This window comes from Streptomyces beihaiensis, assembly GCF_026274175.1.
Lineage (GTDB): Bacteria > Actinomycetota > Actinomycetes > Streptomycetales > Streptomycetaceae > Streptomyces > Streptomyces beihaiensis.
The window spans coordinates 1-14,456 of sequence record NZ_JAPHNL010000070.1 but is presented as its reverse complement, the minus strand read 5'-3'; the positions used below and the strand labels follow the sequence as shown (position 1 = coordinate 14,456).

Here is a 14,456-nt window from a genome sequence, read left to right as displayed (position 1 = left end):
CCGCGCTTCTCTGCGTTTAGGGTCGGGTCCATGCACTACGACCTCGTCATCTTCGATAATGATGGTGTCCTCGTCGACAGCGAGCCCATCTCCAATACGTTGCTGGCCGCCTATCTCACCGAACTCGGGCACCCGACCTCGTACGAGGACTCCCTGCGGGACTACATGGGCGCGGCCATGCACCGCGTACATGATCTCGTGTGGGAACGGAGTGGGCAGCGCCTGCCGGAGGACTTCGACGAGGTGTTCCACGGGCGGGTGTTCGCCGCGTTCGAGCGGGAGTTGCAGCCGGTCGCGGGAGTCGTCGACGTACTGGAGAAGCTGACCGCGGCCGGGGTGGCGTACTGCGTGGCGTCGTCCGGAAGCCATGAGCGGATTCGGGTCGGGCATCGGAAGACCGGGCTCGACACGTGGTTCGACGACGAGCGGATCTTCAGTTCGCAGGACGTGGGGCGGGGGAAGCCGGCGCCGGATCTGTTTCTGTACGCCGCCGAGCGGATGCGGGTGGCGCCGGGGAGGTGTGTGGTCGTCGAGGACAGCCCGTTGGGCGTGCGGGCGGCGGTCGCGGCCGGGATGGACGTGTACGGGTTCACCGCGATGACGCCCGCGGAGCGGTTGCGCGGCGCCCGTGCGCTGTTCGGTGACATGGGTGAGCTGACCCGGCTGCTGGAATGACATCTGTCATGCCGAGGTGTGGATGTTCTGCTCTGCCGGACCAGGGGCGCCGCGAGGGAAGCTGAGTGCGTTGTTGGCGTGACGGACCGGTCGGAGGCATTGATGGAGCAGGGACGCGGGGGCCTGGCGGGGAGCCTGGTGCCTTTGGTGGTGGACGTGGCCGTGCCCACGGGCGCGTACTACGTGCTCGGGAGGGGATGCGGGTTCAGTGATGTCTCCGCTCTGGCGTGGAGCAGTGTCGTGCCGGTCGGGCGGGCCCTGTGGGGGCTGGTGGCCGAACGGCGGCTGAACTGGCTCGCCGCGGTGATGCTGGTGTCCAACGTCCTGGCGCTGGCCGTGAGCGTGTTCACCGGCGACGCTCGCCTGCTGCTGATCAAGGACAGTGTGCTGATGGGGAGCGGCGGGCTGTGCGTCCTCGTCGCGGCGGGATTGTTCGGGCGGCCGGTGCTGAATGCGGTGCTCAAGCCGTGGGTGACCCGCGGAGAGGCCGGCCGGGGCGCCGCGTGGGAGCGGCTCGCGGACGGGGGAGGGGCGTTCGCCGGGCTGGCGCGGCAGTTCTCGCTGCTGGTCGGGGGTGGGCTGCTGGTGGAGAGCGTGGTCCGGATCGTGGGCGCGTACACCGTGCCGGTGAGCACCATGGTGTCGGTGGGGCCGGTGGTGTCGGTGGGGATCATGCTGTTGGTGGTCAAGGTGGCCGTGCGGCGGAGCGTCCGGCCGATGGCGAGTGCGGTGGACCGGGAAGCCGTCCGGCAGAGGGCCGGAGCGCGGCCCCTGGGATCCGCCGTGGAATTCGCCGCTTGATCCATCTACCCAGCGGTAGGTCTTGCGCATACGCTGTGCCGCCATGAGCGATGGCATAGCAGTGGGGCTGCGGCGGGGGCGGGGAGCGCTGGCGTTCAGCTTCTTCGCGCAGGGGGCGACGTTCGCGCTGCTGGTGACCCGGATTCCGGCCATTCAGGACCAGTACGGGATCTCCGACGGGTTGCTGCCGCTGTTCCTCGCCGCTGTGCCTGTCCTTGCCGGTGTCGGCAGCGTGTGCACCGAGCAACTGGTGAAGCGGGTGCGGCCCAGTCGGGTGCTGCGGTGGGCGCAGCCCGTCGTGCTGCTGGCGCTGGTGGGCGTGGGGGCGGGGGACTCACTGCCCGAGGTGGCTGTCGCCCTCGCGGCGTTCGGTCTCGCGGTGGGGGCGCTGGACGCGTCCATGAACATGCTCGGGGTGAGCCTGCAGCGGGCGTACGGGCGGAGCATCATGCTCGGCTTTCATGCCGCCTTCAGCCTCGGCGGGATCGTCGGGGCGTCGCTCGCGTGGGTGGGGGCCCACTGGCAGCTGTCGCTGTTCACGCTGTACGTGCCGGTCGCCGTGGTGTTGTTGCCGCTGTGTCTGGTGGGGAGCTGGTGGTACGTCGACAACGGTGGCGGTGCGGCCGGGGCCCACGGGGCCGGGCAGGAGGGGTTCGGGGCCGGGGAACAGGCCGGTGGTGGGGTCGTCTTCAAGGTGTTGTTGCCGCTGTGCCTGGTGATGTCGTTCGCGTACATCGGTGACTCGACCGTCTCCAACTGGAGCGCCAAGTACCTCCAGGACGTGCTGGGAAGTTCGGACCAACTGTCGACGGTTCCGTACAACGTCTACATGGTGATGACGCTGCTGGGCCGGGCCGTGGGGGACGCGGGTGTGCGGCGGTTCGGGGCCGTCGCGGTGGTACGGGTGGGGACCCTGGTCGCCGCGGGCGGGTTCGCCGTGGTGGCCGCGGCGCCGGGGGCGTGGGTGGGCATGCTGGGGTTCACGCTGCTCGGGCTCGGGCTCTGCGTGATCGTGCCGCAGACGTTCGCGGCGGCCGGGCGGCTCTTTCCGCGGGCGTCGGACGCGGCGATCGCCCGGCTCAATATCTTCAACTATGTCGGGTTCCTGGTGGGTTCTCCGCTCGTGGGGGCTCTGGGCGATGCGTGGAACTACCGCGGGGCGATGCTCGTTCCCATGGCGTTGGTGCTGGTGACGCTCCTGTACGCCCGTTCCTTCGCCGTGGGGGCGGGCCGATACGGTGGCGGGCATGAGCGGCCGCACGCAGTTGATGTGGGACCCGGCGGTAGCGGGGTATGACTTCGGACCGGGACATCCGATGGACCCGGTCCGGCTGGTGCTGACCCGTGGGCTGATCGGGGCTCTCGGGCTCGATCGTGAGGTGGAGGTGGTCGCGGCCAAGCCGGCGGGGGAGTCGACGCTCCGGCTTGTGCACCGTGAGGACTATGTGGCCGCGGTGAAGGCCGCGTCGGCGGATCCGGGCGCCGCGGATCAGTCGTACGGGCTGGGCACGGTCGACGATCCGGCGTTCGCCGGGATGCATGAGGTGTCCGCGCTCATCGCCGGGCAGTCGGTGGGGGCCGCGGAGGCGGTGTGGCGGGGGGACGCGCCGCACGCGGTGAACTTCGCGGGTGGGTTGCACCACGCGATGCCGGGGGCGGCGTCGGGGTTCTGTGTGTACAACGACGCGGCGCTGGCGATCGCCAGGTTGTTGGAGTTGGGGGTGGAACGGGTCGCGTACGTGGATGTGGATGTGCATCACGGGGACGGTGTGCAGGCTGCGTTCTGGGAGGACCCGCGGGTTCTGACGGTTTCGCTGCACGAACATCCGCGGACGTTGTTTCCGCAGACCGGGTGGCCGGAGGAGACCGGGGCCGCCGAGGCGGCGGAGGGGACGGCCGTGAACGTCGCGTTGCCCGCGGGGACGGGGGACGCGGGGTGGGTGCGGGCCTTTCACTCCGTGGTGCCGGAGCTCGTGGCGGAGTTTCGGCCTCAGGTGCTGGTGACGCAGCACGGGGCGGACACGCACTTCGAGGATCCGCTGGCGCATCTCGCGGTGTCGCTCGACGCGCAGCGGGCCGTGCAGGTCGCCTGTCACGAGCTGGCGCACGAGCACGCGGGCGGGAAGTGGGTCGCGCTGGGCGGGGGCGGTTATGCCGTGGTGGACGTCGTGCCGCGGTCGTGGGCGCACCTGGTCGGGATCGCGGCGGGGCGGGAGGTCGCGCCGGAGACGGTGATCCCTGACGGGTGGCGGCAGGAAGTGTTCGCGCGGACTCGGCAGTTGGCGCCGGCGCGGATGACCGACGGGCGGTGGCCCGTGGGGTTCCGGGAGTGGTCGGCCGGTTACGACCCGGCCGACCGGGTGGATCAGGCGATTCTGGCTACGCGGAAGGCCGTGTATCCGCTGCGAGGGCTGTTGCCGTAACGGGGTGGCGGCGTGCCGCGTCCCGGCGGGGCCGGTCCGTCTCTCTGGCGCGCCTCGCCCACCCTGCCGCCTAGCGCACCCTGCCGCCCCGGGCGGCGCGGCAGTCGGCGCCCGGCGGGAGGGGGACGATCGGTGCCAGGCCCCCCGGGGTCGTACCCGCGAGGTGGCGTCGGTTACTCCGACTGTGGGGTGTTTCGGGGAATTCGAGGTGGGCGCGGGGTGGATGGGCGAGCATCGCAGGCGTGTTGAGCACCGGAGCCCTGCGGGCGCATCTGTTGGCGGCCCGGCTCGCCGGGACTGTGGCGACCTCGCGGGAGGAGAGCCTGCGCAGTTATCGGCTCTTCGCGGCGCGGGACCCGAGGGTGCTGCTCGGCCTCGATCCGGAGTGGTCCTGGGCGCAGCGGGACCTGATCGCGCTCATGGCGGACAAATGCGGGGTGTCCGGGGACCCGGCGTGCACGTCCGGGCAGGACGTGATCGACCCGGAGCGGACCGTGGCGGGGCTCGACGCGTTCGCCGACCGGATCGGGCGGGCGGCCGAGGCGAGGTCTCCCGTGCTGTTCGGGACCGGTCACCCGCATCGACTGCTTGGTTTCTACGCCGCGTTGGCGGATGCCCTGTCGGCGGCCGGATGTCTGGTTCTCACCCCCGCGAAGGGTCGCTGTGTCGACATTTCGACCCGGTTCGGCCTACGCACGTACATCCTCGACTACGTACGGGGAGTCGCGTTGGTGCGGGAACCCGGCGTGTGCCCGGACGCCAGTGGCACCGGCGCACACACCCATTCGCCGCTCCCGGTCCGTACCGCGCTGGCCGCGCTCGCGGAGACCGGCGGGCCGCTGCCCGACCTGGTGGTGGGGGACCACGGGTGGGTCTGCGGCGCAGGTCAGTTGGGGTTCGATGCCATCGGGCTCGCCGATACGGACGACCCCTCGTTGTTCGTGGGTGAGGCCGAGGGGCGGGTGTCCGTCGTGGTTCCGCTCGACGACGCCGTGCGCGCCGACTACTACCGCCCGCTGACGCGCTATGTACTCAATCAAGCGTGTCTGTCACAGTAAGGCGCTCGTTTGTGGCTTCTCCTCGCTCCTGTCAGCTCCACTTCGCTCCTCTTCCCCACTCGCATCACCCGCCTCTAGTCTGGGGAGTGAGCACGCAGCGACGTTGAGTCACCGGAAGGGGAAGCCGGTGGCCGTCGAGTGCGGAAGGTTCAGGTGTGTCATGGCTGCTGAGAGTAGGCCTCTGAACGAGGTGGTCTTCCTGACCGTGGCGGAAGTCGCCGCGGTCATGCGAGTCTCCAAGATGACCGTGTACCGGTTGGTGCACAGCGGTCATCTGCCCGCGATCCGGGTGGGGCGGAGCTTCCGCGTTCCGGAGCAAGCGGTTCACGAGTACCTCCGCGAGTCCTATGTGGGGGTGGAAACAGTCTGATCGGCGCCGGCCGGGGGCCTCGTCGACACCTGTCGTGGCCCCCGGGCAGGACTCGATTACCGCGCTCACTCGAGGGCGGGGTAGGCTAGCCCCTCGTAGGTCGTGTGGGCCCCAATGCAGCCCCGCACCGAGTGATTGTCCCCGCATCGCGGGGGTTGTCCCAGAAGTGAGCGAGGGTAGTCGTGGGCTCTGTTATCAAGAAGCGCCGCAAGCGGATGGCCAAGAAGAAGCACCGCAAGCTGCTGAAGCGCACGCGTGTGCAGCGTCGCAACAAGAAGTAAGCGACCGCTGTCCGTACAGCGAGCGTGTTCCGTGGCCCTTCCACCGTTTCGGTGGGAGGGCCGCGGTGTTTTTCGGGCCCTGGGGCCCTACCGGTGGCGACATGATCCGGCCGACTCTCGTCACGATGTGCATCACGCGGTCATCACAGCGCAACATCGACCCGCTAACGTGTCCCGCGGCAAGCGCGTGGGGCGCGAGGCGCGGCAGGGCTGGCACGGAAGGCAGGCGCTGATCTTGGGCAAAGTCGTGCTCGTGACCGGGGTGGCCCGGCAGCTGAGCGGCCGTTTCGTACGGCGCATCCAGCGCGATCCCGAGGTGGACCGGGTGATCGGGGTGGACGCGGTGCCGCCCGCGCACCACCTGGGCGGCGCCGACTTCCTGCAGGCCGACATCCGGCAGCCGACGATCGCGCGCGTGCTCGCCGAGCACCGGGTCGACACGGTCGTCCACATGGACGTCAGCGGCATCACTCCCCTGGGCGGTGGCAGCCGGGGCTCGGTCAAGGAGACCAACGTCATCGGCACGATGCAGCTGCTCGGCGCGTGCCAGAAGTCGCCGAGCGTGCGGCGCCTGGTGGTGAAGTCGAGTACGAACGTGTACGGGGCCGCGCCCCGCGACCCCGCGGTGTTCAGCGAGACGACGCCGCCGAAGTCGCTGCCGAGCGGCGGCTTCGCCAAGGACGCCGTCGAGGTCGAGGGGTATGTGCGGGGCTTCGCCCGGCGCCGTCCCGACGTCGCCGTGTGCGTGCTGCGGTTCGCCAACATTCTGGGGCCCTCGGCCGATTCGCCGCTCGCCGGATACTTCTCGCTGCCGGTCCTTCCGACCGTGTTCGGCTACGACCCGCGCCTCCAGTTCGTCCACGAGGACGACGTGATCGAGGTGCTGCGGATCGGTGCGCACGAGCCGGAACGTTCCACCATGAACAGCGGGACGTTCAACATCGCGGGCGACGGCGTCCTGTTGCTCTCGCAGTGCGCGCGCCGTCTCGGACGGCCCACGGTCCCGCTGCTGCTGCCCGCCGTGACCTGGGCGGGCGGAGCGCTGCGTACGCTGGGGGCGACCGATTTCTCGCCCGAGCAGATCAGGCTGCTCACGCACGGGCGGGTGGTGTCGACGACCCAGATGCGCGAGACCCTGGGGTTCGGGCCCCGCTACACGACCGCGGGGGCCTTCGCCGACTTCGCACGGAGCCGGGGGCCCGGGATGCTCCCGCCGCAGGCGCTCGCCGGAGCCGTGGACAAGGTCGCCGCGCTGCCCTTCCTGCGCGGCCGCACACACACCCCGAGCCCCTCGAACCACCCCAGCCACCCCCCGACGCACAGCGCCGACTGAGGAGCGCAGCAACGATGGCGGACGCCAAGGTCATTCCGTTCGACGACGACAGGCCGCGGGGGGCGGCCGGTGCCGGTAAGGCATCCGGAAAGGGTTCCGGCAAGAGCGCTGTGCGCCGCAGGGGCGGTGGCCTGGGCGGCTCGGGGCGGCGCGGCAAGGGGGGCGAGCCAGGCGCCGCGCCCGTCCGGGAGGTGCAGCCGCTGCCGGTGCCGCCGCCCGGTCAGCGGCCGGAGCCCGGCACCCGGACGGCGTCGGCCGGGCGGGGCGGCGGCTGGGAGCGGCGGGTCGCCGGCGGGCTCGCGTTCCTGCGGCGGCGGGTCACGGGTGAGTACGAGGTCGACGAGTTCGGCTACGACGAGGAGCTCACCGACCAGGTCCTCATGTCGCTGCTGCGCCCCTTCTACGAGACGTACTTCCGCGTGGAGGTGAAGGGCGTCGAGAACGTTCCGGCGGACGGCGGGGCGCTGATCGTCGCCAACCACTCGGGGACGCTGCCGCTGGACGGCCTGATGATGCAGGTCGCGGTCCACGACCATCACCCGGCGGGGCGCCATCTGCGGCTGCTCGCGGCCGACTTGGTGTTCATGCTGCCGGTCGTCAACGAGCTGGCCCGCAAGGCGGGGCACACGCTCGCGTGCGCGGAGGACGCGCAGCGCCTCCTGGAGAGCGGCGAGCTGGTCGGCGTGATGCCGGAGGGGTTCAAGGGGATCGGCAAGCCGTTCAGCGAGCGGTACAAGTTGCAGCGGTTCGGGCGGGGCGGCTTCGTGTCGACCGCGCTGCGGGCCGGGACGCCGATCGTGCCGTGCTCGATCGTCGGGGCGGAGGAGATCTACCCGATGATCGGCAACGCGAAGACGGTGGCGCGGGTGCTCGGCTTCCCGTACTTCCCTCTGACTCCCACGTTTCCGTGGCTGGGGCCGCTGGGCGCGGTGCCGCTGCCGACGAAGTGGACGATCCAGTTCGGGGAGCCGATCGCGACGGACGGGTATCCACCGGAGGCGGCCGACGACCCGATGCTGATGTTCAACCTGACCGACCAGGTGCGTGAGCAGATCCAGCACACGCTGTACAAGCTGCTTGTGCAGCGGCGGTCGGTGTTCTTCTGAGCCCGGTGTTCTTCTGAGTCTGGTGTTCTTCTGAGTCTTCTGAGCGCCGCCGCACACTGAGGGGCCCGGGGCGGAGCCCCGGGCCCCTCGGCCCCTCGTCAGGTCACTTCGCGTCCTCCCCGTCCACGCCCAGGCCCGGCAGCAGGCCCGGCAGGAGGGGTGGCAGGGTCACATCCGGCTTGGGGACGCCCGCGTCGGGCGAGTCGGACGTGCTGCCGTCGGACGGGGCCGGTGTCGTCTCGTCCTTGGGCGGGTCGAGGAGGCCGCCCGCCGCGCCGCCCAGGAGGCCGTCGCGGTCCTTCGCGGTGCTGGAGTCCGACGGTTCGGGGGACGTCGAACCGCTGCCGCTGTGTCCGCTGTCGGCCGGGCCGGACGGGGTGGAGCGGCGGGTACCGGAGGTCCCGGGGGACGTGGCACCGGCGCCGGGGCGTGCCGTGCCGTCCTTGCCGGGGGCCTTCGGCAGCATCGGGCGCAGCGGGTCGACTTCCTCGTCTATGGCGGCGAAGACCGAGGTCACCTGGTCCCGTACGTCGCCGAGCTGGACCGGGAGGCCCTCGCTGAGGGCCGTCCATGCCTTGCGGTGCGAGTCGGAGAACGCCGACAGGGCCTGGATCGGGCCGAGTGAGCCGTCTCGCTTGTACGCCTCGCTGAGCAGCCGGTGGCCCTCGGACGCGTCGTACCGCATCCCCGAGAGCGCGCGCCTGACCTCGCCGACCGACTCGTGGTCGAGGTGGCCGCCGCGGCCGCGGTCCATCAGCCTGCGTGCTTCGTTGAGCCGCGTCGACGCCTGGTCCAGGTAGATCTGGCCCTTGGCGGAGTCCGAGTCGGCCATGCCGAGCTTGAGGTCCTCCATGCCGCGCTTGAGCCCGTAGAGCGAGTCGCCGGGCAGGGCGTGGGAGCTCGCGGCGGCGACACCGCTGAACGCGCCCGCGGCCACGCCGACCGTGAGTCCGCCCGCGGCGATGCCCTTGGTCAGGCGGGATCGGGGCCTGAGCTTGCGCAGCGAACCGGCGCCGCGATGGGAGCCCTTCGGTTTGCTCCGCCCGCCGGTCTCCCACCACCGCCCCTGCAAGGAAGCCGCTTCGCCCCGCGCCACTTGTTCGGGCACGGAAGGGGCCGTGCCGCCCTCCTGGACCATGGCCTCCATGGCGGCCACGAGCTGGGCCCGCTGCACCACCTTGACCTCGGGGTCCAGTGCGGGTTTCGGCAGCTCGCCGAGGGCCGCTGTCAGGGACAGCAGTCCGCTCTGCTCGGCCTCGTCGCCCTGGTGGACCGCCGGGTCCTCCGGCGGTCGCGCCGCCGTGTCCCGGTCCGACTGGTCCTCCAGGGCCTGGGCGAAGGCGTTCGCCCGCCGGTGTGCCGATACGTTCGCGATCACTGGCGGCACCTCCTCTCGTCATGACGGTCGACTCCCCAGGCGATCCCGGGGTTGCACGCCCAGCGCGCTTGTACACGAACGAGTGAGTCGCGCGCTTGAGGGTGACCACAGGGAGCCTGCATCCCGCACAACGAGCGACGCGGCACTTGGGTTACGGACGAAAGATGATCCGACTGTGCTCGCATCTCCCTTTCACCGAAGGTGAGTTGGGAAACGCGAACAGTGACGGTCACGGGCCGGGGGAGCCGTTCTCAGCGCGCGTCGTCCGGGAGGAGCCGGGCGAGGGTGCGTACGGCCCGGTACTGGAGGGTCTTGATCGCACCCTCGTTCTTGCCCATCACGCGCGCGGTCTCGGCGACGGACAGGCCCTGCAGGAAGCGGAGCGTGACGCACTCCTGCTGCTGCGGATTGAGGCGGCGCACGGCGTCGAGCAGGGCCGCGTTGGAGAGCGACTCCAGGACCGACTCCTCGGGGGAGCGCTCCACCTCGTTTGCGTCGAGCATCTCGCCGGTGGTGACTTCGAGGCGGAAGCGGCTCGACTTGAAGTGGTCGGCGACCAGGTTGCGCGCGATCGTGACCAGCCAGGCGCCGAAGTCGCGGCCCTGCCAGGTGAAGGTGCTGATCCGGCGCAGGGCGCGCAGGAAGGTCTCGCTGGTGAGGTCCTCCGCCGTCGCCTTCCCGCCGACGCGGTAGTAGATGTACCGGTACACCGTGTCGCTGTACTGGTCGTAGAGGCGGCCGAACGCGTCGGCCTCGCCGCCCTGGGCGCGTTCGACCAGGTCCATCATGCGGGCGCTGTCGCTGTCCGCGGCGGGACGGCGTGCGGTGGACGTGCCCGCCGAACCGGAGCGTGCGCGTCTGCGGACGGTGCCGGCGGTGGTGCTGTCGGCCATGGCAAAGCAAGGACTTGCGGTCGCGGGGACGGCGGACGCGGGCGCAGGGACGGCGAGTGCGGGGACGGCGTACGCGGTGGGGACGAAGCCGCGCAGGCGGTCGGCGACCGTTGCGCGCAGCGTAGCCAGGCCCGAGGCGTCAACCCCGACGTGTGGGTACACGGGACTCCCAGAGGCAGAGCTTCCATCACGTGCAGTGCGGGACCGTTCACCCGTCGTGCTGACGCGTGGGTACCGGTTTGCGTCTGAGGAGAATAACGCTTCGTGCAGGGAGCGCTACACCCGGTTGCTCAAATCGTCGGTTCCGTCACTTCTCTATGCGTTCAGTGACGCTCTAAGTATCAGAGAGTGACCGTTTGTTGATCGGATTAGTTCATGTTCGGGCTGCTGCCGTGACGCGTTGTGGCCGAGTGGTATCAACCGGACTGACCGGCGCGGGGCGCGGGTAAACCACCGGGATGCCTTGGAGGGCCAGGAGCCGTCGGGCGCCCGGAGTCTTGAGTGCCCGGGGGTGTCGGTCAGTGACGGCGCCGGTGCAGCGCGATCGCCGCCGCCGTGCCGCCCGCGACGGCCCCGGCCCCGGCCGCCGCCGGGATGCCGATCCTCGCGGCCTTGCGGCCGGTGCGGTAGTCGCGAAGCCGCCAGTCGCGTTCGCGCGCGTGCTTGCGCAGTTTGGCGTCGGGGTTGATCGCGTACGGGTGCCCGACCAGCGAGAGCATCGGGATGTCGTTGTGCGAGTCGCTGTACGCGGCGCAGCGGCCGAGCTCCAGGCCCTCCGCGGACGCGAGCGCCCGTACGGCCTCCGCCTTCGCGGGCCCGTGCAGCGGTTCGCCGACGAGCTTGCCGGTGTAGACACCGCCGATGGACTCGGCCACGGTGCCGAGCGCGCCGGTGAGGCCGAGGCGGCGGGCGATGACCGTGGCGATCTCGACCGGGGCGGCGGTGACCAGCCAGACCTTCTGGCCCGCGTCCAGGTGGGCCTGGGCGAGGGCGCGGGTGCCGGGCCAGATCCGCTCGGCCATGTACTCGTCGTAGATCTCCTCGCCGATCGACATCAGCTCGGCGACCCGGTGCCCCTTGACGATGGAGAGCGCGCTGTCGCGGGCGTCCTGCATGTGCTCGGGGTCCTCGACCCCGGCGATCCGGAACCATGCCTGCTGCCAGGCGAACCGGGTCAGTTCGCGGCGCTGGAAGAACTTCCGCTTGTACAGGCCGCGGCCGAAGTGGAAGATCGCGGCGCCCTGCATCACGGTGTTGTCGAGGTCGAAGAAGGCGGCCGCAAGGGCGTCGCCGACGACCGGGAACTCCGGCTCCGCCGCCGCTTCGGCTTCCTCGGGCGCGGGCGCGGCCGTCTGTTCCTCCAGCTCCTGGGAGGACTTGCGGGCGGCCTCCGCCGAGGCTTCGCCCGCCAGCACGCTTCGCGCGGTGGCGGAGCGCCTGGAGGGGGTGAGCCATCCGAATCCGGTCCAGGGCTGCGGCACGGAGTGCCTCCTACTGGGGTTGGTGGTCGGGCGGCGGGAGGGGCATGCCGTGAGCATAGCCAGTCTGTTCGGTGGTCCGGAGTCCGGTGGATTACCGGCAGGTGTCCGGGTGGCGTGGACGCGGAGCCAGAATGGACGGTATGAGTCCGCTCTTTCGCCGTGGTGAGAAGAAGAAGCCCCAGGACCGGGTCGTCACGCTGATCCGGAAGCCGGGATGCCATCTGTGCGACGACGCGCAGGTGGTGATCGAGAAGGTGTGCGCCGAGGTCGGCGCCGCGTGGGAGTCGAAGAACATCGAGGAGGACCAGGAGCTCTACCGCACGTACTGGGAGCAGATCCCGGTCGTCCTCGTGGACGGCGCGCAGCACGACTTCTGGCGGGTGAAGGAGGAACGGCTGCGGCGCGCGCTCACGCAATGACGCGGCGTGTCCGCGCGCCTTCCGGCGCCGGCCGACGGTCGCGCAGATCACTGACCGGTCAGTCCAAGTGGTCCTGAAAGTCGCTTAGGATCGAGGGTGTTCTGGTCTCGGGGGCGCGGATTTCACGCAACGTTCAAGGAAGGTGTGCGGTCTTGGCTCCCTCACATGTGCCCTCAGGTGCACAACGAGGTCGCCCGCGCTCCGGTTCCGTTTCCGTGCGCGGGGCGTGCGTGACCCCGGTCACGTTGGGCGGGCAAATCGGACACCATCTTTGTGCACGCGTTCACAAAGACATAGCCTGCATTCGACGGGGTGGTCACCGCACACAAGGCCGCCCACAGCCCCGCTCTACCCGCAGGAGCACCGTGGCAACTGGCCGATCTCACCGACCGGCGACCCGTAGCCGAGGGATTCCCGAGGCGACTGTCGCCAGGCTTCCGCTGTACCTGAGAGCCCTGACCGCGCTGTCGGAGCGCTCCGTGCCCACGGTCTCCTCCGAGGAGCTCGCGGCCGCCGCGGGAGTCAACTCCGCGAAGCTGCGCAAGGACTTCTCGTACCTCGGCTCGTACGGCACCCGCGGTGTCGGCTACGACGTCGAGTACCTCGTCTACCAGATCTCCCGCGAGCTGGGCCTCACCCAGGACTGGCCCGTCGTCATCGTCGGTATCGGTAACCTCGGCGCGGCGCTCGCCAATTACGGCGGTTTCGCCTCGCGCGGTTTCCGGGTCGCCGCCCTGATAGACGCCGATGCGGCCATGACGGGCAAGCTCGTGGCCGGGATGCCCGTGCGGCACACCGACGAACTCGAGAAGATCATCGTGGAGAACGAGGTCTCCATCGGTGTCATCGCCACCCCGGCCGGCGCCGCGCAGCAGGTCTGCGACCGGCTCGTCGCCGCGGGTGTCACCTCCATCCTGAACTTCGCGCCGACCGTCCTGTCCGTGCCGGACGGCGTCGACGTGCGCAAGGTCGACCTCTCCATCGAGCTTCAGATCCTCGCCTTCCACGAGCAGCGCAAGGCCGGCGAGGGCGGCGCACCGGCCGAGGCCGAGGGAGCCGTCGGAGTCGAGGGCGCCGCCGCCAAGGTCACCAAGCCCGCCACCACCGCGGACAGCGACCGTGCCGGGGACGACAACAAGGGGCCCGACGGGGACGTGCCCGCCGTGATGCCGGCATGAGTCTGCTCGTCGTCGGTCTCAGCCACCGCAGCGCTCCGGTCAGCGTCCTGGAGCGTGCGGCGCTGAACCCTGACACCCAGGCGAAGCTGGTGCTCGACACCCTCGCCGCCGAACCGGCCGCCGAGGCCGCGCTGCTCGCCACCTGCAACCGCATCGAGCTGTACGCGGACGTGGACAAGTTCCACGCGGGTGTCGCCGAGCTGTCGACACTGCTGGCCCAGCACAGCGGTGTCGGCCTGGACGAGCTCACCCCCTATCTCTACGTGCACTACGAGGACCGGGCCGTGCACCACCTGTTCTCGGTGGCGTGCGGGCTCGACTCGATGGTGGTCGGCGAGGGCCAGATCCTCGGGCAGATCAAGGACACGCTCGCCGGGGCGCAGGAGCTGCACTCCGCGGGCAAACTGCTCAACGACCTGTTCCAGCAGGCGTTGCGCGTCGGCAAGCGCGCCCACTCCGAGACCGGTATCGACCGGGCCGGCCAGTCCCTGGTCACCTTCGGCCTCGAACAGCTCGCCGTGGGCCACGGCCCGGTCGAGACCTGGGCGCGGGGCAAGAGGGCGCTGGTCATCGGCGCGGGCTCGATGTCCTCGCTGGCCGCGGCGACCCTCGCACGCGCCGGAGTGGCCGAGGTCGTCGTCGCCAACCGGACGCTGGAGCGCGCCGAGCGGCTGACCGAGATCCTCCGCGACGGCGGGGCGAGCGCCCGCGCCGTCCCGATGGACGCGGTCGCGCACGAGCTGGCACGTGCCGACGTCGCCATCTCCTGCACCGGCGCCACCGGCCTGGTCCTGACCGGCACCGACGTACGCGCGTCGGTCGCGGGCCGCACGCCCACCGCGGGCGCCGAGGCGCCCGCGACCACCGCGCCCGGCGCCACCGAGAAGACCGCGGACGGCTGCCCGGCCGACGGCTGCCCGGTCGACGTGAGCGCCGTACGCGGCGGGTTCTCGGTCGAGGGCGAGGCCGCGGTCGCCGGTTTCGACGCCGCCGCCCTGGAACAGCACGGCGCCTGGGTCGACAACGCGCCCGGCGACCGCACCAGCGCGCCGACCGGTGC

The 14,456-nt window shown here is 70.8% G+C and carries 15 protein-coding genes; 12 read left to right on the top strand and 3 right to left on the bottom strand.

What is annotated here, in order from left to right; all coding sequences use genetic code 11:
• Positions 1–30 precede the first annotated feature (30 nt).
• From OFY01_RS08840 to OFY01_RS08800, 9 genes are all read left to right on the top strand, one after another.
• Entirely contained in the window at positions 31–675 is a 645-nt protein-coding gene (locus tag OFY01_RS08840; RefSeq protein WP_266598000.1) for an HAD family hydrolase, read from the top strand.
• A gap of 102 nt (positions 676–777) precedes the next feature.
• A complete protein-coding gene (locus OFY01_RS08835) occupies positions 778–1,476 on the top strand; it encodes a VC0807 family protein (protein WP_266597994.1) in 699 nt (232 codons plus the stop codon).
• Between the two features lie 43 nt (positions 1,477–1,519).
• Positions 1,520–2,773 carry an MFS transporter gene (locus OFY01_RS08830; protein WP_407700305.1) on the top strand — a complete coding sequence of 418 codons (1,254 nt, stop codon included), beginning with the start codon at positions 1,520–1,522 and terminating at the stop codon, positions 2,771–2,773.
• The gene (locus OFY01_RS08825) at positions 2,724–3,899 is read left to right on the top strand and encodes an acetoin utilization protein AcuC (RefSeq protein WP_266597992.1); all 1,176 of its coding nucleotides are present in this window, start codon (positions 2,724–2,726) and stop codon (positions 3,897–3,899) included. The genes OFY01_RS08830 and OFY01_RS08825 overlap by 50 nt, the downstream gene beginning before the upstream one ends.
• Before the next feature lie 242 nt (positions 3,900–4,141).
• Positions 4,142–4,957 carry a phosphatase gene (locus tag OFY01_RS08820; protein WP_266597990.1) on the top strand — a complete coding sequence of 272 codons (816 nt, stop codon included), beginning with the start codon at positions 4,142–4,144 and terminating at the stop codon, positions 4,955–4,957.
• A 160-nt stretch (positions 4,958–5,117) separates the two neighbouring features.
• Positions 5,118–5,327, top strand: a complete 210-nt coding sequence (locus OFY01_RS08815; protein WP_266597988.1) for a helix-turn-helix domain-containing protein — start codon at positions 5,118–5,120, stop codon at positions 5,325–5,327.
• 182 nt (positions 5,328–5,509) lie between these two features.
• Positions 5,510–5,608, top strand: coding sequence for a 30S ribosomal protein bS22 (locus tag OFY01_RS08810; RefSeq protein ID WP_003948845.1), 99 nt, complete (start codon positions 5,510–5,512; stop codon positions 5,606–5,608).
• 235 nt (positions 5,609–5,843) lie between these two features.
• Positions 5,844–6,941 (top strand): NAD-dependent epimerase/dehydratase family protein, encoded by a 1,098-nt coding sequence (locus OFY01_RS08805; RefSeq protein ID WP_266597996.1) that lies wholly within the window; start codon positions 5,844–5,846, stop codon positions 6,939–6,941.
• A gap of 14 nt (positions 6,942–6,955) precedes the next feature.
• Positions 6,956–8,047 (top strand): lysophospholipid acyltransferase family protein, encoded by a 1,092-nt coding sequence (locus OFY01_RS08800; protein WP_266597986.1) that lies wholly within the window; start codon positions 6,956–6,958, stop codon positions 8,045–8,047.
• Positions 8,048–8,150: 103 nt separating this feature from the next.
• On the opposite strand, the gene OFY01_RS08795 is transcribed toward OFY01_RS08800, so the two are convergent.
• The 3 genes from OFY01_RS08795 to OFY01_RS08785 form a co-directional block, all read right to left on the bottom strand.
• Entirely contained in the window at positions 8,151–9,425 is a 1,275-nt protein-coding gene (locus tag OFY01_RS08795; RefSeq protein ID WP_266597984.1) for a DUF5667 domain-containing protein, read from the bottom strand.
• Between the two features lie 251 nt (positions 9,426–9,676).
• The gene (locus OFY01_RS08790; protein WP_266597982.1) at positions 9,677–10,480 is read right to left on the bottom strand and encodes an ECF subfamily RNA polymerase sigma factor, BldN family; all 804 of its coding nucleotides are present in this window, start codon (positions 10,478–10,480) and stop codon (positions 9,677–9,679) included.
• Between the two features lie 356 nt (positions 10,481–10,836).
• On the bottom strand, positions 10,837–11,799 hold the full coding sequence (locus tag OFY01_RS08785; protein ID WP_266597980.1) for an HAD family hydrolase: 963 nt from the start codon (positions 11,797–11,799) through the stop codon (positions 10,837–10,839).
• A 140-nt stretch (positions 11,800–11,939) separates the two neighbouring features.
• Here OFY01_RS08785 and OFY01_RS08780 point away from each other — a divergent pair, with 140 nt between their 5' ends.
• From OFY01_RS08780 to hemA, 3 genes are all read left to right on the top strand, one after another.
• Positions 11,940–12,218, top strand: a complete 279-nt coding sequence (locus OFY01_RS08780; protein ID WP_266597978.1) for a glutaredoxin family protein — start codon at positions 11,940–11,942, stop codon at positions 12,216–12,218.
• Between the two features lie 365 nt (positions 12,219–12,583).
• A complete protein-coding gene (locus OFY01_RS08775; protein ID WP_266597976.1) occupies positions 12,584–13,396 on the top strand; it encodes a redox-sensing transcriptional repressor Rex in 813 nt (270 codons plus the stop codon).
• Positions 13,393–14,456 (top strand): glutamyl-tRNA reductase (hemA, locus tag OFY01_RS08770; RefSeq protein ID WP_266597974.1); only part of this gene is annotated, 1,064 nt, incomplete at its 3' end. The genes OFY01_RS08775 and hemA, both read left to right, overlap by 4 nt.